Below are 17,236 nucleotides of genomic sequence, written 5' to 3'. Positions count from 1 at the left end.
TGCCTTACTCCCCCGGCCCCGCGAGGAGCCCGTCATAGACCTCGAGATAACGCGCGACCATGGTGCCGAGTCCGAACTCGGCCTCGATCCGTGAGCGCGCCGCCGCGCCCTGGGTACGCGCCAGCGCCGAGTCGGCGAGATAGCCCCGCAGCGCGGCGGCAAGAGCCTGGGTGTCGTCGCGCGGCACCAGGGCGCCGGTCTCCCCGGCTACCACCAGCTCGCCGTTGCCACCGACCTCGGTCGCCACCACCGCCAGCCCCGAGGCCATCGCCTCGAGGATGGTGTTGGAGATGCCCTCGCCGAGCGAGGGCAGCACGAACAAATCGAGCGCGCGCAGACAGGCCGGCACATCGTCGCGACTGCCGGCAAACCACACCTGGGCGCCGAGCCCGGCGGCATCGACCAGGGCGCCGAGCCGGGTGCGCTGCGAGCCGTCGCCGATCAGCACCAATCGCAACCGCGCGCCGCGCGCCGGATCCTCACGCACCAGGGCGATGAAGGCGCGCACCAGGGTGGCCTGATCCTTCACCAGCTCGAGCCGCCCGACGGTACCGATGACGAGGTCATCCGGTCCGGCGAAGCCCGCGGGCAGGACCCCGCGCGCCTCCTCGTCGGGCCGCGCGGGGCGGAAACGCTGCTCGTCGACCCCGTTGCGGATGGTGTGGATGCGTTCGGGCGCGACCCCGATATCCACGCGCAGATAGTCGGCCAGCTCGCGCGAGAGCGGGATGTAGGCGTCGACCAGCGGACGGAAGGCACGGCGCAGCCAGCGATACCGGCGGCGGGTGTTGTCGAGGTCGTGGACATCACGCCCGTGCTCGCCGTGGACGCGGTGCGCCACCCCGGCCAATCGCGCCGGAAGCTGCATCTCCAGGGTGGCGAGGTTACGGGTATGGACGATCGCCGGGCGCAGCCGCCGCAGCGCGCGCCACATCCGCAGATAGAGCCCGAGGTCCTGCCCCGGGCGCTTGGCGAGGTCGTGGACCTCGACCGGTCGCTCGATGCGCGCGCGGAAGTCAGGATCCACGCCCTCAAGGGCGAGGATCGCATGACGATAGCGCCCCTCCGGGGTGCGGTTGATCAGGTTGACCAGTCCGTTCTCCAACCCGCCGACGGCGAGCCGGTGGATGACATGGACGATCAGCGGCGGATTATTCTCGGCCATCATGGACTCCGGCGGCAGGACGACTGGGGGCATCGAGCAGGGCGTCGAGCGCGGGGCGCAACGACTCGGCCAGGGCACGCAACCGCGCGCGCGCGGCCTGCGGATCGAGCCCGAGCGGGGTGTAGATCACCACCCCGGCCTCGTGACGCCCGCGCCCCTGGAGCAACGCCAGCGCCTCATGAAGCTTGGCCAGGTAGTCGTTGGCGAGATGCGCGCCGTCGATCCAGTACCAGTGCCACACCAGCAGGGTCTGCTCGGGGGTCCGTACCCGCGACTCGATCAGCCCCAGCGAGCCACCGGCCAGGTCCTCGCGACGCGGCGCCTGCTGCGGCATCTTCCACCTCGGGTGCTTCTGCGCGACCAGCACGTTCTGCGAGTTGACCAGCTCGCCGCCCTCGCCGACATAAGCGGCGAGATAGAACCCGACGGGCTCGGCATCGCGGACGAAGACCTGCTCCAGGGTGGTGCTCGCGCCGAGATAGGTCGGGCGCCACTCGGTGAAGGCCGCGCCCGTCGTCCAGCCGGCGGGGGCCGCGAGCGGCGCGAGCGCGAGCGGCTGGGTCTCGCGCGGGCGCTCCAGGTCGGCGGCGAGCGCCGGCCAAGCGAGCAGCAGCGCCAGCCCGAGCGCGGGCAGCGCATGTCCGCCACGCCGCCGCGCGGACCGTCGACCGGCGGCGGAGGACACCGTCGGCATCTCCGGCTCGGCGCGCGGCGGCTCGCGCCACAGCCCGCCGATGAGGAAGAGCACGAACATCACCAGCCCGAAGAACACCCAGCCGTAGATCAGGTGATCGACGCCGACGGCCAGGCGCATGTCGCTGAGGTGGGCGATGATCACGATCAGATAGGCGCGCAGCCCGTTGGCGAGCAGCGGCACCACTGCCGCCAGGACGATGAAGGCGAGCCGGCGCCAGGGCGAGCGATAGCTGAGATAGGCGTAGATCACCCCGAGGAAGAGCGAGGCGATCAGATAACGCACCCCGCTGCAGCCCTCAACCACCGACCAGTCACCACTGGGGATGCTGAAGAAGGTGCCGTCCCAGAACACCGGGATGCCAGTCAGGCGCAGCAGATTGACGGTGAAGGCGGCGGTGAACTCCATCAGCGGGTAGATCAGCCCCTCGCCCATGGGCACCGCAAACAGCAGGAAGGCGAGCGGAAAGGCCAGACGCCACAGCATCGCCCGGCCGAGCATCAGCCCGACCAGCGCCCAGCTCAGCCCGACCAGCGCCAGCTGCTCGATCACCGCCACCTCAGTGAGCCGCGCCAGCAGCCACACCAGCCCCCCGGCGGCGATCGCCAGCAGCGCCAGCGGCTCCCCGCGCAGCACCACCCCGCGCAACCCGGCGCGCTCGCGCCAGATCATGAACAACACCGCCGGCAGCACCAGGAAGCCGTGGGTGAAGGTCTCCGAACGCGTCCAGATCTCGACCATCCCGGCAACCGTCGGCCAGAAGGCGGCGAGCAGCACGAGCAGCAGCAGCGCGAGCCAGATCAGCCGCGCCCGCGGCGAGAGCGGTCGGGACAACCCGTCGACTCGACTCATGATCCACCCTCCAACAGCTCGACCAGCCTGGGCAGGGTCGCCTCCCAGGCGAAATGACGCTCGACCAGCGCCCGCCCCTGCGCGCCCATCGGGTCATCGGGCGTCGCCAGCACGGCGAGACACGCAGCGGCGAAGGGCTCGACTGCCTCGGCCACCCGGGCCTCGCGCCCCGGGGCCGCCGGGATCCCCTCCAGCGCCTGCGGGGTGGCGATGACCGGACGCGCCATCGCCATCGCCTCGAGCACCTTGTTCTGGATACCGCGGGCGATGTGCAGTGGCACCACCGCCGCGGCGGCATGTTGCAGATAGGGTCGCACGTCGGGCACCGCGCCGGTGACCACCACGCCGGACAGCCGCCCGAGCTGGCGCACCGCACGGGTCGGATTCATCCCCACCACCCAGAACTCGGCATCGGCCCGACGTGCGCGGATCCGCGGCAGCACCTGCTCGGCGAACCAGGCCGCGCCCTGGGCATTGGCCCAGTAGTCCATGGCGCCGGTGAAGACCAGCCTGGGGGCTGCGTCCGGATAGGGCGATGGCGTCCCGGGAGCCACGGCGAAGTGCGCGGTGTCGACACCATTGCCGACCACCTCGACCCGCGCCGAGGCGTCATCGAGCCGTTCACGGAAGAGCGCGGCCTCGGCCTCGGAGACCAGCGTCGAGGCGTCGCAGGCGGTAGCCAAGCGACGCTCGAACGCGCCCAGTCGCCGCGCCTCGCGGGCATAGACCCAGCGCATCGGCGGCGGACTCTCGGCGGCGTACTGGCGCCATTTCTCCGAGTCGACATCGACCAGATCGATCACTCGGCGCAGATCGGCGCAGGCCGGATCGAACAGGTACTGCCCCATCGACGAGGAGAAGGCGAGCACGCGACCGATGGCATGGCGCGCGCGGGTCTCGCGCAGCCAGCGCCGCAGCGCGCGATCGCGGTAATAGGTGAGGGTCAGCGGCTCGCCGCCGAGCAGCCCGCGCAGGCTCAGGAGCTTGTCGCGGCGCGGATCGAGGGTGCCGAACCAGCTGCTCGCGCAATACTCGGCGACACGCGCGCGATGGACGCGGTCCTCGGGCTGGTCGATGAAGGTCGCCAGATGAACCCGATAGCGCTCGCTGAGGAAGCGCAGCAGGTGGTAGGAACGGATCTTGTCGCCCTTGTTCGGCGGATAGGGGATACGGTGGACCAGAAACAGCAGATCATCCATGTCCGGGCGCGGTCCTCAGCCGAGATTCCTGGCCAGCAACGGGCCGATGAGCTGGCTCAGCGGCAGCGGCAACCGCTTCCAGGCCGCGATGAAGAGCCGGTACTTGGGGTTGAGCGGGTTGACGTCTGGAAGCTCATTGGCGCGTACCAGCCGATAGGCATAGTGCAGCGGCTCGGGCTCGAAGCCCCAGTTGCGCTTGAAGTCGAAGGCGCCGGTGCCACGCTTGCTGCGCCCAAAGTCGAAGGTACGCACGCCCTCGACGCAGGCCCGGCGCATCACCTCCCAGTACATGAAGTCGTTGGCCTTGAGCGCGCGCGCCGCCTGGGTGCCGCCGCCATAGTAGGGCAGCACCTCGTCGCGGAAACGAAAGCTCATCACCCCGGAGACCAGCGCGCCCTGATGCTCGACCAACAGCACCTCGCAGTCATCACCGAAGACCTGCTTGAGCACACGGAAGTAACGACGCGGGAACACCGGGGTGCCGAGGTTGCGCACGCTCTCGCTGTAGACCCGATAGAGGGCGTCGACGCCGTCGTCGAAGCGGCTCGACAGCCCTGCCTTGATCCCCTTGCGCACCATCGCCCGCTGCTTGCGCGGGATCTGCTGCAGGTTGCGCTCGGGGTCGGGATCGATCGCTCGACGGAAGGTGGCATAGAGCGCCTTGCCCGGCCAGTCCGGGTGATGCGGCTCGCGCTCGCGCAGCTCCAGGTGCCCCACCCCGGCGGTCTCGGCAAGCCGACAGGCCTCGGTCTCGAGCAGCCCACGGACCTCCGGGTCGTCGGCGACCGCGCCGCCGTAGACACAGAAGGGGGTGGAGATCAGCGCGCGCCCGAACAGCAGGCTGCGGATCTCGCCGAGCGGCAGGATGCCGCACAGCTCGCCGTCACGCTCGGCGTACAGGAAGGGGGCGCGATGACCGAGGCCCTGCTCGAGCACCTGCTTCCAGCCGGCGCGGTGGAAGAAGGTCGCCTCAGGGTGACGGTCGACGAAGGCGTCCCAGCGGGCGAGATCGGCGTCCGTCTCGAGTCGGGCGAGACGGATTGCGGCGGTTGACGCGTCCGGCTCGGCGGGGGCGGTCGATGGCGAGTCCATCATCGGCGAACAGACACTCCTTGCGGTTCGAGAAAGACCTGGTCCATGCGTCCCCAGTGAAAATCCTGGAACAGGCGCTCGAGCCGCGCCTCGGTGCGTGCCAGGTTGAGATAGTGACGCACCCGGGTACGCGGCGGGATACCGTCGACACGGGGCTGATCGGGATCGATCTCCCAGGGATGGAAGTAGAAGATTGCGGCAGTACCCTCGCGACGGTTGATCCGCCGGATTGCCTGGCGCGAGAGCGCGTAGGGGTAGAGCCTGAAGAAACCGCCACCGCCACTGGGCAGGCGGCGCCCGAAGAGCGTGCTGGTGGTGATCGGGATCTCGACGAAGTCCTCGACCCCGGCGAGCGGCCGGTAGGCGAAGCGCGGCGCCTCGGGGATGCCGTAGAGGTCGTGACGCACCGGGTAGACGCTGGAGCTGTAGCGGTAACCGCAGTCGTACAGCGTCTCGTGCGCCCAGCGCTGGTTGTCGCGATCGATCGAGTAGCTCGCCGCGCGATAGCCACGGACCTCGACCCCGCCGATGTCCTCGAGCAGCGCCTTGCTGCGACGCACATCCTCGCGGAAGGACGCCGGTGTCTGCTGGGTGACGCGTACATGGGCCAACCCATGACAGGCCAGCTCGTGCCCGGCGGCGACCAGCTCATGCACTACCCGGGGATGGCGCTCGGCGATCCAACCGAGGGTGAAGAAGGTCGCGCGGATGGCGTGACGTTCGAGCAGTTCGAGGATTCGATCCATGTTGCGCTCGATCCGGCAGGGGATCCGGTCCCAGTCGTCGCGGGCGATGTGGCGCTCGAAAGCGGAGACCTGGAAGTAGTCCTCCACGTCGATGGTCATGGCGTTCAGCATGGGTGACGGACTCGCGGCGGAGCACGGCCCCGGACGCCGCTCCGGCGCCGGACGCATGCGAAGGGATGGGGACGGGACGGCATCCAGCACGTTCAGTCCGACCAGCTGGTGACCAGGCCCAAGGTCACGCGGTTCTCGGTCACGTCATCGGAGCTGCTCAGCCGATATTGCAATGCAACCCGGGTATTGGTGCCGACGCGCCGGCTCAGCCCGGCATCGAGGGTGTATTCGTCGCGCTCGTCACTGCCATCGGTCACGCTGGTCTGGTCGAGTTCGCTCCGGCTCCAGCCGAGGGTGAGGTTGGAGCGGGTCAGACCAGAGAGCTGTCGACTCCAGAACAGCCGGGCGCGCATCGTCGACTGATCCTCCGCGGTAGCCTCGTACTCACGCAGCACATAGCCGAGCGACGCTCCGAGGGTACTGCGTCGGGTCTGCAGGGTATAGCTGCTTTCGAAAGTGTTGCTGACATAGGTCCCGGTAGTCGGCGCCGCGGTATCGTCGCCGACCTCGAAAGGCGCAGTCACCTCGGGAACGGTTGGATCGCCGAAGGCGTCCTCGAACGCGAAGACCTGCGAGCCGATACGATCACCCCGGGCACTGGAGACATCGCGGACATAGCTTGCGCGCCACACCGAGCGCTTGCTGCGATGGGAGAAGTCGAGTACCGGCGTCATACCGAAATAACGATGGCCGATACCAACCCGAAGCGAGGTCCGCGGCGTCGGCGTCCAGGTGGTCGACAGCTCCCAGCCAGCCCCACTGGTACCATCACGCGAGGTGTAATCGTTGTCCTCGTAGAGCAGGGTGCCGTCGAGACGCCAGCGCCGCGAGAGCTGATTGCCGAGCAGAAAACTGGCGTCGGAATAGGTGTCCGAGGGGACTTCGTCGTCCTGGTAATCGACATGCTCGGAGGAGACCAGCAGAGCCCAGTTGGTGGTGCCGAAGGCCGGACCACTGCGCAGCTCGATCGAGCCATCGTAGCCGATGCTGTCGCTACCCTCGTCGGAGTAGAAGACTCCGTTGTTGGAGACACGCGCGGTCAGCTCCGCGCGACGACCAAAACGTTCGTAATAAGTGGGCGAGATCTCGTAGGTATAACTGGTCTGGAGGTTGCCGGAGAGGTTGGTGGCATCGCCACTGGTCGGACCAAGGGGGTCAATCAGCTCCTGGCGTGCGGTTGTCTTGGCATCGACGAACAGCCGCTCCCTGAACAGTTCGACCCGACCATTGCCCTGCAGGCGATGGTTGGCCTGATCACCATTGTCCGAACTGAGATAGTTGAGGTATTGCAACGAATAGGCGAGATCGAACTCGGCACGGCCCCCCTTGCCGGAGACCACGAACCCCGGGGTCAGCTCGACATAGAAGTCGCTACCCTGATCTTCTTCGGAAAGCGAGAGGTTATCGGTATAGACCCCGTTGACGCTGAGCTGACGCGACAGTCGCCAATCGGCGCTCCATCCGGTCCCCCAGATCAGGGGCGCGGTCGCACACAGACACAACGACACCAGATGACGATGTCGCGCGAACTTCAGCATGACTTCTCCCCCCGACAGCACAGCCCCGGATCAAACGCCGGGTTGGGCAGCCGATTCGTCCGCCGTTGGTGCTTGTCCATAGCCGTATCCGTAACCATAACGGTAACCGCTGCCGTAACGATTGCCGAGCCCGGGGCGGTACTTGTTGAGCAACAATCCGATGATCTTGTCCTCGCCGAGTCGCGCCAACCCCTCGTTGACCGCATGCTGACCAGTCTGCTCGGCGGCCACCACCATGATCACCTGCCCCATCATCTCGGCCAGTACCGCACTCTCGCTGGCCAGCAGCAGTGGCGGTGAGTCGAAGATCACCACGCGATCACTGTAACGGGTCGAGAGTTCGGCCATGACCATGCTCATCCGTTCACTGGCCAACAGTTCGGTAGCACGCTCATGACGACGTCCAGCCGGCAGGATGCGCATGTTGGCCACATCGGTGTGCACGAGCACGTCGGCTACGGAATCGCAACTGCCATCGAGCAGGTCAGTCAGTCCCAGCTCGGCCTCGATCCCCAGGCGTTTGGCCGCAGTCGGCTTGGCCACGTCACCATCGACCAGCAGCACCGTGCGATCGCGCTCCATGGCGATGCTCATCGCCAGGTTGATCGCCGAGAAGGTCTTGCCCTCGCCCGGCAGGGCGCTGGTGACCATGATCATATTGGCGTTGTCGACGATGTCGGCGCCCTTCTTGTCGACATTCATCAACAGCGGACGCTTGATCAGCCGGTACTCCTCGGCCAGCTGCGAGCGCTTGGCATCCGGGGTCAGCAAGCCCTGGGCACGCAGACGCTCGAGCGCCAGGTGCTGAACCCGCCCCGGGTCGGTGATGGATCCCTCCGATGCATGCCCATGCCTCCCTGCTGACGGTGCCCAACCAGCGGGCGAATCGACAGCGCCAGACTCCGCTGCGCCCTGGCGACCGATCTTGGCAATGGCCTTTTCGATGGTACTCACAAGGATACCCCCTGCATGTCCGTGCGTCGGACTAGATGAGAGACTGCAACAGCGGCAGACCGGAGACAACGAAGATGAAGGCGACCGCCAGGCCTGCCGTCATCGCGAAGAACGGGATCAGCATGATTCGCTCACGTCTGCGTTCGGTAGGCGAGCGCACCAGGGCCACGGTACCGAGCACCGGCAGGCCGGTGGCACGATAGAGCAGCCGCCGATCGTCGAACACGGGACGAACCAGATCCATTGCCAGGGCAGCGAGCAGCCCGCCACCGAGGGCGACCAGTAGCACGCCGCTGGCGAGCAGCAGCCGGTTCGGCGCCGAGGGCTTGAGCGGTGCCACTGGTGGATCGATGACGCGGAACTTGACCCCCTCGGCGGTCTTCTCGACCTCGCTCGAGAGCCGCGCCGATTCACGCCGCTCGAGCAGTTCGGCGTGCTGGGCGACGATCGTCTTGTAGTTACGCGTGAGCTGGGTCAGCTCGGCTTCAATCTCTGGAATGGTGTCGATCTTCTGATCGAGATCACGCACCCGCTGGCCATGATCATCGACCCGCGCCTGTAGCGCAGCGACCTGGGCGTCGGCCTGACTGAGCGCCACCCGCAGACTGCCATAGAGACTGTCAGCCTGCACCGTGGTGGCCATCAGCGCGCTGCCGGCGACCTCGGTACGCTGCTGCTGACGCGAACGGATCTCGCGGATCAGCCGGCGCAGCTCGATGACGTCGGGGTGACGCTCGGTGTAGCGCAGCAGCAATTCGTCGAGCTTGGTCTGCAGTGCGGCAATGCGCGGATCATCGGGCAGTTGCGGAACCAGCTCCTCGGCGCTCTCGAGTGCCTGCTCCTGGGTCTCGATCTGCTGCTGGAGCTGATCACGCCGCCGCTTGGCCTCCTGCAGGGTCAGTTCGGCATCCTTGAGTTCCTTCTGCGCCGACTGGAGATTGGAGTAATAGCCGCCGATATCTCCCGACAGCAACCCGGCATAGCGACGCTTGAAGTCGGCGAGACGATGTTCGGAATCACGCAGCCGCGCCTCGTACTCCTCGATCTCCTGATCGAGGAAGTCCTGAGCGGTAGAGGTGGCGCGCTGATCGCTCACCAGCGCCTCCTCGATGAAGATCGACACCAGCGACTGCACCACCAGCTTGGCGCTCTGGGGATCGCGATCCTCGAAGGAGATGGTATAGAGCGAGGGGTTGGAGCGATCGCCACGAATCTTGATCTTGTTGCCGAGATCGCTGATCAACCGCTCGCGCTCGGCCTCGGTGCGCAGCTTCAGGTCGAGATCGCTCATACGGATGATCTTTTCCAGATTCGGCCGACTCAGCAGCATCCGGCTCATCAGCGCCACACGCTGCACCAGATCCGGCTGGATGGTCAGGCCGCGCAGCAGTGGCCGCAGCACGCTGTTGGTGTCGACGAATACCCGCGCCGAGGAGCGGTACTCATCGGGGATACGCGAGACGATGGTCCATCCGGCAATCGCGATCGCCCAGGCGACGACGAGCGCGAGCCAGCGGTAACGCCACATGCCGCGCGCATAGCCGAACAGTTGGGCCAGGAGTTCGTGCATCGCCGTCCTCTTATCAGTCTAAGTCTGCATCATGCCGAGCAGCTGCGCGGCTTCAGAACCAAGCTTCGGGGATAATCAGGATATCGCCCGGGAGCAAGCTCACGTTCTCAGCGATTTCACCATCGCGAATGAGGTCATCCAGCCGTACCGAGTACTCCTGTCGCTCGCCACCGTAGTAGCGCACCAGCACCGACTTGTTGCCAGCGGCAAAATCAGTCAGCCCGCCGACGGCGATCATCAGGTCGAGCAGGGTCATGTGCTTGCGAAACGGCACCGCTGCTGGCGTCACCGCCTCACCGATGACTCGCACCTGCTGTGAGGGCAAGCCGATGAAGCCCTTGACGATCACGGTGACGATCGGCGAGCGGACATAGACCGCATACTCCTTCTCGAGATCGCGGGCGAGCTGCGACGGGGTCTTGCCGCTCGCCGGCATGTCCTCGATCAGCGGTGTGGTGAGCATGCCGTCGGGGCGCACGGGAACCGTTCCCGAGAGGTCGTTGAGACCCCAGACGAAGATGCTGACCGAATCGCCCGGGGCGATCTCGTAGAAGTATCCCTGCTGTACCGCCAGCTCGCGCTGCTCCGGCGGGACCGGCGGCAGGTCCTTGCCGGAACCAGAACAACCGGCCAGCAGGACCAGCACCGCGCCCAGGCACAGCCGCGACCAGACGCCGTCGATCGATCCAAGATTCGCGCTCAACAGTGTTCCCCCTGTAACCAAACTCCAGGGACTGGCCCTGGTCCGATACCGCGCTCGGCGAGGCCGATCGCAGCTAGTGCATTATCTTTGCTGACCGTACCCCACCATGCGTTGCATAGATGCGGCGCAAACCACGAGGACAAAGCGACAAACACTTATCGTGTAAAATCGATCACACTATCCAGGTCATCACGGTCTCATTCCTTGAGTCCGTATTTATCGAGCAGGCCGTACAGGGTCGGCCGGGTCACGCCCAGCAACCGCGCGGCCTGGGTGATATTGCCGTCGACCCGGGCAAGCGCCTGGCGGATCGCCCGGGTCTCGGCCTGTTCACGGACCTGCTGCAGGCTCAGCGGCAGGGCCGGCTCGACGCCGACTGGTGCCAGCTCGAGATCGGCGGGCGTCAGCTGTTGCCCATCGGCCATAATCACCGCTCGCCTGACCCGACTCTCGAGTTCGCGCACATTACCGGACCAGTTGTAGGTCTCCATCGCCGCGAGCGCATCCTTGGTGAAACCGCGAACCGTCTTGGCATACTCACGGTTATAGCGCTCAAGAAAGGCGCGGGCGAGCACCAGCAGATCACCCTCGCGATCGCGCAACGGCGGCAGGGTGATGGTCACCTCGCTGACCCGATAAAAGAGATCCTCGCGAAAACTCCCTTCGGCGATCTGTGCCCGCAGATCGCGGTGGGTCGCGCAGATCACCCGCAGGTCGACCGGAATCTCCTGACGACCACCGACACGCTCGATCACCCGCTCTTGCAAGAAACGCAGCAGTTTTGCCTGAAGCGGCTGCGACAGGTCGCCGATTTCGTCGAGAAACAGGGTGCCACCGTCGGCGTATTCGATCTTGCCCCGGGTCTGCTTGACCGCGCCGGTGAAGGCTCCCTTCTCGTAGCCGAACAGCTCACTCTCGAGCAGGTTCTCGGGGATGGCGGCACAGTTGATCGCCACCAGCCGGCCCGAGGCGCGCGGCCCCATCTCGTGCAGGGCGCGGGCAAACAGCTCCTTGCCGGTCCCGCTCTCGCCGAGGATCAGGGTGGTGACATCGGTCGGCGCAACCTTCTCGACCGCGCGACAGACCTCGAGCATCGGCGTACTACTGGCGATGATGCCACGCAGCGGTGAGTCCATCTGACTGTGCTGCAGACGAAGGTTCTCGGTCTCGAGCGCATGCAGCCGATGACCGCGCTCGACCACCAGATTGAGGGTCTCGGCATCGATTGGCTTGAGATAGAAATCGTAGGCCCCGAGGCTGATCGCCTTGAGCGCGTGGCTGCGATCATCGTTGCCGGTGACCACTACGACCTTGGTCTGAGGGGCCAGGGCGACGATCTCCTCGAGCAGCGCGAGGCCCTCGCTCACGCCACCAGGGTCGGGAGGCAGGCCAAGGTCCAGGGTGACCACACTGGGGCGGTAACGACGCAACTGAGCCAGCGCCTCGCGCCGATCACCGGCGAGCACCACCTCGAAACCGTCGAAACACCAGCGCAGCTGGCTCTGCAACCCGGGGTCGTCCTCGACGACCAACAGACACTTGTCCGAGCCTTTCATGAGGCCACTCCATGATGCCCGGCGTGCACGGTCCCCTCCCCCTCTTTTTGCAACTCGCCGTCCAGCGGCAAGCATACACGAAACAGCGTACCTTCCCCCGGCTGGCTGCGCACCAAAAGATCACCGCCGAGCAGCCGGACGAACTCCCGACTCTCGAATGCACCGATCCCCATTCCGGTCAAACCCTTGGTGGAATCGAAGGGCTTGAACAGCCGCTCTCGAACGAATTCCTGCGACATGCCGATGCCATCGTCCTCGATCTCGACGATTGCGAATCGGCCCTCGGCGAACAGGCGCACCACCACGCATCCTTCCGGCGTGGTCGCCTCCTGCGCATTTTGCACCAAATGACCGAACACAGTCAGCAAACGCTCGCGATCGGCGCTCACATACAGCGACGATAACGGTGCCTCGAACACCGGCACCGGCGCATACCCGCCACGCCCGCGCACTAACTCCTCCAGCAAGGGCGCGAGACTCAGTCGCTGCGGCGCCTCGCCGCGCACACCATCGCGCAACTGTTCCATCAATCGAGTCATGCGCTCGACCGAGCTGCGCACGGTACGGATGACATCATCGAAAAAGGCAGGATTATCGCGATGGCGCTCGGCATTGGAGACCAGCAGCGACTGCTGGGCGAGCAGGTTCTTGAGGTCATGGGCGACATAGGCCGAGAGCTGGCTGAATGCCTCGAACTGACGCGCCCTGATCAGGGCTTGGTCGGCCAGGTGCTGAGCGACATGGGTGGCCGCCTGACGACCCGCGGTACGCAACAGTGAGCGGTCCTCCCAGTTCAGCGCCCCGGCGCCTCCCGGACGGGCCAGCACCACGAAACCGCACAGCGACTCACGGTGCAGCAATGGGATGACCAGCCAGGCATCGGCCAGCGACTCGAGCCAGGGCGGTGTCGAGAACCCCTGGTAGCGCTCCGGATGGTTGCGATACTCCTCGAGATCGACCACCCAGCCACTGTTCGCCAAGAAGATGATCATCGGTGCGTCGGCAGCGAGGATCTGCGCCTGCGGCTCGCCCAGATGGCTCTGGGCACAGAACTCGAACGCGTCGTGCTCACCTTTCACCCAGAGCATCCCCCCTGGGCTGTTGACGATCCCGCCGAGCGCCGAGATCACCGCCTCCGGCAACGCCACGCCGGGACGCGACAGTGCCGTGGTGAAGCCCAGCCATTCCTCGCGATAGTCGTACTTGAAGCTGAAGAAGTGCTTGCTGAGCAGGACCCGCAGGCGCGCGCGCAGCTGCCCCGAGAACAGCACCGCCAGCAGGAACAGCAGGGCCGCGAACAGGAAAGTGATCTGCAGCACCGCCCCCCAGGCGCCGCCGAAATAGCGGATGTAGTAACCCGCCGCAGCCATCGCCAACAGATAGAGCCCGGCGGCGGTCAGCGTGGCGGAGTGGAACACCGCATGCCGCGAGACGTGCACCTCCAGCGACCAGCTCGGATTACGCGCCGCCGAGACCGCGATCAACGGCACCACCAAGGCATGCACCAGGCCACGTGCCTGCCACAGCACGGGATCGATCCGATGCAGCAACAAGGCATCGGAGAAGAAATACAGGTCGAAGGCGAACACCGCCCCGACCCCGAGACACAGGTGCTTGATACCCCAGCGCTGCTCGGGACGGCGGTTGCGGAAGATCTGCTCGAGCAACACCAGGCCGAAGATCGACCACAGCACCCAGCCGAGTAGCATCGCATTGATCACCTGGGCACCGTCGAGGCCGAGCGGGACCTCGAGCAACGGCACCCCCAAGGTGAGCAGCGCGCCACCGCAGATCACCCACCACGGTGCTCGCGCCCAGAAACGCAGCTGACTCGGGTCGTACTCAACGACCAACACCCGCGACAGGAAGATGAACCAAGCCGCACTCCGGACCAGCTCGGCCACCGCCGACCAATGCCCTGCGGGCAGCAGACCATGCACCATCGCCAGCACGATCGCCGCCCAGCAGACGCCTGCCATGCTCGCCACCAGCGCAAACAGCCCCAGCAGGCGTCCGCGCCACGCGGTGACCAGCAACAGGGTCAGTACCAGATAGGCGATCAGTGCGGCCGCATAGCTGATGGTGGCCACGCTCATCCGTTCTCCTCATCCATCTCCACACCCTCTGGCGCATAGGGAGCGACCTCGACCATGCGACCGCGCGACCCGGCCGCCTCGGCCGACTGCCCCTCCAAGGCCTCCGGCTCGACCGGACCTCGGCCCTCGATCCGCAACCGCTCAGGATCGAGACCGCCAGCAACCAGATAGTCGGCAACCGCCTGCGCACGGCGACGCGACAAGTCGAGATTGTAGGCAGGGTCACCGAGACTATCGGAGTAACCGACGACCTCGACCCCAAGATCGTCACGCGATCGATACGCCTCGATCAGCACATCGAGTCGCCCTGCAAAACGCCCCTCGACCTCGGTGCTGTTCCAGCCAAAGACCACCTGGAGCGACGCCGGCCAGGGCGCGCGCGCCACCTCACGCTCCACCGTGGATCTGTCGGCAACCGGTGCAACGGCGGCCAACGGAGACGGCACGACCGAGCGGAGATCAGCGACCCTGAGCACCGGAGGCTGCTCGGCGATCTCGGTCGAGGTGGCCACGACCACTGGCACACCATCCTCGACCGGTTGCTTCTCGGACACTATCTGGTCAGCGGCGCGCGCACTCGACGCCCCCACGTCAGCCACCGCAATCGCTGGACGAGAGGGGGCGAGCGCGCGAGGCTCGGCGGACTCGGGAGTGGTCTCGGCCACGATCAGCGCCGGGTGCGGCGCCGCACGCGGCTCCTCGATCAGCGGCGTGATCGTCGCCGTTCCGTCCGTCGTGGCCGCAGACGACGAGACCTCGGGCACGACCGGTGACGGCTCATCTGTCGACGAGATCCGAACGATTCGATCGTCCGGCGGCGGCACCACCCCAGCCACCAACTCGGGCAGCGATCGAGCCACCCACGCGATTGTCGCTCGTCCCAACTCGACAGCCTGCTGCGGCTGGAGCAGATAGAAGCCAGCGAGCAGACAGCCGGCGGCCAGAGCACCGCCACCCACGACCCAGCGCGCGGGCGAGCGACGCCGACCAGGAGCGACCTCTGGTTCAGTGACGAGGTCATCGAGTTCATCGGGCAGCAACACCGCCTCGCGCAACAGGAACTCGTCATCAGGTGGCGCCACCTCGCCATCCACGACCTCCTCGAGTACAGGCGCGGACTCAGCGGCAAGGCTTGCGGGCGGAGCACGATCGACTAGTGGTGGCGGAGACACCTGCGCCAGCGGAGGCTCTTCGGGGAGCGGCGCCTCGGCGATTACCGGAGCAGGCTCGGGGGGCGCGTACAGCCCTTGGTCGAGCGCATCCCAATCGACATCGATCTCCGGTGACGCACCGCTCAGCGACTCCTGCTGCAACTCATCGAGCACCCCTTCGGCCTCCTCGGCGCTGATCAGGTGACGCTCCTCGATGAAGCCGTGCAGCAGCAACCGGCTGCAGATCAGGTTGATCCGACGCGGCACCCCGCCGCTGAACTCGAAGACGGTACGCAACACGCCGGGTGCGAACTCCGGATCACCATGCCAACCGCCCTTCTCCAGACGGTGGCGGACATAGGCCAGGGTCTCGACCGGTCCCAGCGGCTCGAGATGCCAGGCCGCGACCAGCCGCTGGTGGACCTGCTCCATATCCGGCCCCTGCACCAGCTCGCGCAGCCGCTCCTGGCCAACCAGTACGATCTGCAGCAGCGGGCGTCCCTGGCGCTGCAGGTTGGTCAGCAGCCGCAGCTCCTCGAGCGCCGAGGCGGCCAGATCCTGCGCCTCGTCGATGATCAGCAGGGCGCGCCGCCCGGCCTGGTGCTGGCGCTCGAGGAATGCCATCAGTCCCTGTAACACATCGGCCTTGCGCGGAGCGCCCGCACTCAGCCCGAAGCCGTGAGCGGTCATCCGCAGCAGATCCTCGGCGGCCAGCTGGGTGCTGACCAGCATGGAGACGGACACCTCCTGTGTCGGCAGACGATCGAGCAGGTCATTGATCAGCGTGGTCTTGCCTGTTCCCGGCCGACCGGTGATCATGACGAACCCCTCGCCACGGTGCAGCGCATAATCGATATAGGAGCGCGCACGGGCGTAGTTCCTGTGGGTGAAACAGAAACGATGATCCGGGCTCAGGCGAAACGGATCAGCCCCGAGGGCATAGAAATGCTCGTACATGATGACTCAAGACCTCTGATCGACCTGGCGGCGCGACGCTTTTCGTGGTAAAGATCGCGAGGAGTAGTCGCTGCGGCACCGACGCGCTGCGGCGCGCTGTCCGAAATGCCGGCATCACCCCTGCACGCATGCAGTCGGCATTGCAATACAAGGACCAGATCGCAATTACGCATATCGGAAAATAAGACGCACCTGGCACACGCATCCCGCAGTGGCGTGTGAGCAGCCACGCCCACTGCAACACCGAAGCTGACCGCGACCGCGTGTCAGCCCCCCTCAAGGACGAACACAGCAAGACGAGGGACAGCACTGGCAACAGGCCGTCAGATTCTGACACTCGGGTCGGACGGCAGCAATGTGAATACGGTGGACGATCCATTGCACCACGACCAGTTCGCACACAACCGTTCTCACGCCGCGTATGACAACACCACTGAGGCTCCGACAAGGCCCTCGCAGCCAGGCAGATACGGATGTCGCTCATGAAGACCAGAAAGGCACGTACTTTGCTGCCTAGAGCGGGCCGCTCACCCGGCACGGAACGGCAATGCCCGTCCCAGCGCTCAAACCCACTTCACGCACGACAAGCAGGCCGAATCATGCAAAAGCACCAGAACGATAACGACGTTGCAATCGATGAAATGAATCTCGACGCACGTATCGACCACTACCGGCGCGAGATCGCCGACCTGACCCCGCCGGCCACCTTCAGAGAGGAGGTCCTGGTCAATGTCTATCGCTGTCTGCTGCAACGCTATGACAAGGAGCACCACGCCAGCCACCAGGCGCTGACCTGACACGCACGGACACGACCTGTCGGCCGTGACCGACAGGTCGTGTCCGATGGCGGAT

Annotated in this window: 13 protein-coding genes; 1 reads left to right on the top strand and 12 read right to left on the bottom strand. The window is 66.0% G+C overall.

Going from position 1 to position 17,236, the window contains the following annotated elements:
* Positions 1–4 precede the first annotated feature (4 nt).
* The 12 genes from MARPU_RS05380 to MARPU_RS16530 all read right to left on the bottom strand — a co-directional run bounded on the left by MARPU_RS05380 (position 5) and on the right by MARPU_RS16530 (position 16,384).
* Positions 5–1,165, bottom strand: coding sequence for a TIGR03088 family PEP-CTERM/XrtA system glycosyltransferase (locus MARPU_RS05380; RefSeq protein ID WP_005220570.1), 1,161 nt, complete (start codon positions 1,163–1,165; stop codon positions 5–7).
* Complete coding sequence (gene xrtA / locus MARPU_RS05375; protein WP_005220569.1) at positions 1,152–2,711, bottom strand: exosortase A; 1,560 nt, start codon at positions 2,709–2,711, stop codon at positions 1,152–1,154. The genes MARPU_RS05380 and xrtA overlap by 14 nt, the downstream gene beginning before the upstream one ends.
* The gene (locus MARPU_RS05370; protein WP_005220568.1) at positions 2,708–3,910 is read right to left on the bottom strand and encodes a TIGR03087 family PEP-CTERM/XrtA system glycosyltransferase; all 1,203 of its coding nucleotides are present in this window, start codon (positions 3,908–3,910) and stop codon (positions 2,708–2,710) included. The genes xrtA and MARPU_RS05370 overlap by 4 nt, the downstream gene beginning before the upstream one ends.
* Positions 3,911–3,925: 15 nt before the next feature.
* Positions 3,926–5,005: a FemAB family XrtA/PEP-CTERM system-associated protein gene (locus MARPU_RS05365; RefSeq protein WP_005220566.1), complete on the bottom strand. Its 1,080-nt coding sequence runs from the start codon at positions 5,003–5,005 to the stop codon at positions 3,926–3,928.
* Complete coding sequence (locus tag MARPU_RS05360) at positions 5,002–5,859, bottom strand: XrtA system polysaccharide deacetylase (protein ID WP_005220564.1); 858 nt, start codon at positions 5,857–5,859, stop codon at positions 5,002–5,004. Before MARPU_RS05360 ends, MARPU_RS05365 begins: the two co-directional genes overlap by 4 nt.
* Before the next feature lie 92 nt (positions 5,860–5,951).
* Positions 5,952–7,397, bottom strand: a complete 1,446-nt coding sequence (locus MARPU_RS05355) for a TIGR03016 family PEP-CTERM system-associated outer membrane protein (RefSeq protein WP_005220563.1) — start codon at positions 7,395–7,397, stop codon at positions 5,952–5,954.
* A 30-nt stretch (positions 7,398–7,427) separates the two neighbouring features.
* Complete coding sequence (locus tag MARPU_RS05350) at positions 7,428–8,168, bottom strand: XrtA-associated tyrosine autokinase (protein WP_232229502.1); 741 nt, start codon at positions 8,166–8,168, stop codon at positions 7,428–7,430.
* Positions 8,169–8,382: 214 nt separating this feature from the next.
* Positions 8,383–9,921, bottom strand: coding sequence for an XrtA system polysaccharide chain length determinant (locus MARPU_RS05345; protein ID WP_005220559.1), 1,539 nt, complete (start codon positions 9,919–9,921; stop codon positions 8,383–8,385).
* Positions 9,922–9,973: 52 nt separating this feature from the next.
* A complete protein-coding gene (locus tag MARPU_RS05340) occupies positions 9,974–10,624 on the bottom strand; it encodes an XrtA/PEP-CTERM system exopolysaccharide export protein (RefSeq protein WP_005220557.1) in 651 nt (216 codons plus the stop codon).
* Between the two features lie 197 nt (positions 10,625–10,821).
* Complete coding sequence (gene prsR / locus MARPU_RS05335) at positions 10,822–12,180, bottom strand: PEP-CTERM-box response regulator transcription factor (RefSeq protein ID WP_005220555.1); 1,359 nt, start codon at positions 12,178–12,180, stop codon at positions 10,822–10,824.
* Entirely contained in the window at positions 12,177–14,276 is a 2,100-nt protein-coding gene (gene prsK, locus MARPU_RS05330; RefSeq protein ID WP_005220553.1) for an XrtA/PEP-CTERM system histidine kinase PrsK, read from the bottom strand. The genes prsR and prsK overlap by 4 nt, the downstream gene beginning before the upstream one ends.
* Positions 14,273–16,384 (bottom strand): AAA family ATPase, encoded by a 2,112-nt coding sequence (locus MARPU_RS16530; RefSeq protein ID WP_005220551.1) that lies wholly within the window; start codon positions 16,382–16,384, stop codon positions 14,273–14,275. Before MARPU_RS16530 ends, prsK begins: the two co-directional genes overlap by 4 nt.
* Before the next feature lie 599 nt (positions 16,385–16,983).
* Between MARPU_RS16530 and MARPU_RS17490 the strand changes: the two genes are divergently transcribed.
* Complete coding sequence (locus MARPU_RS17490) at positions 16,984–17,181, top strand: hypothetical protein (RefSeq protein ID WP_005220549.1); 198 nt, start codon at positions 16,984–16,986, stop codon at positions 17,179–17,181.
* Positions 17,182–17,236: the final 55 nt, after the last annotated feature.

Origin of the sequence: Marichromatium purpuratum 984, assembly GCF_000224005.2 — a bacterium.
Taxonomy (GTDB): domain Bacteria; phylum Pseudomonadota; class Gammaproteobacteria; order Chromatiales; family Chromatiaceae; genus Marichromatium; species Marichromatium purpuratum.
The sequence above is the reverse complement of the archived record's forward strand: the minus strand, read 5'-3'. Positions and strand labels throughout refer to the sequence as shown.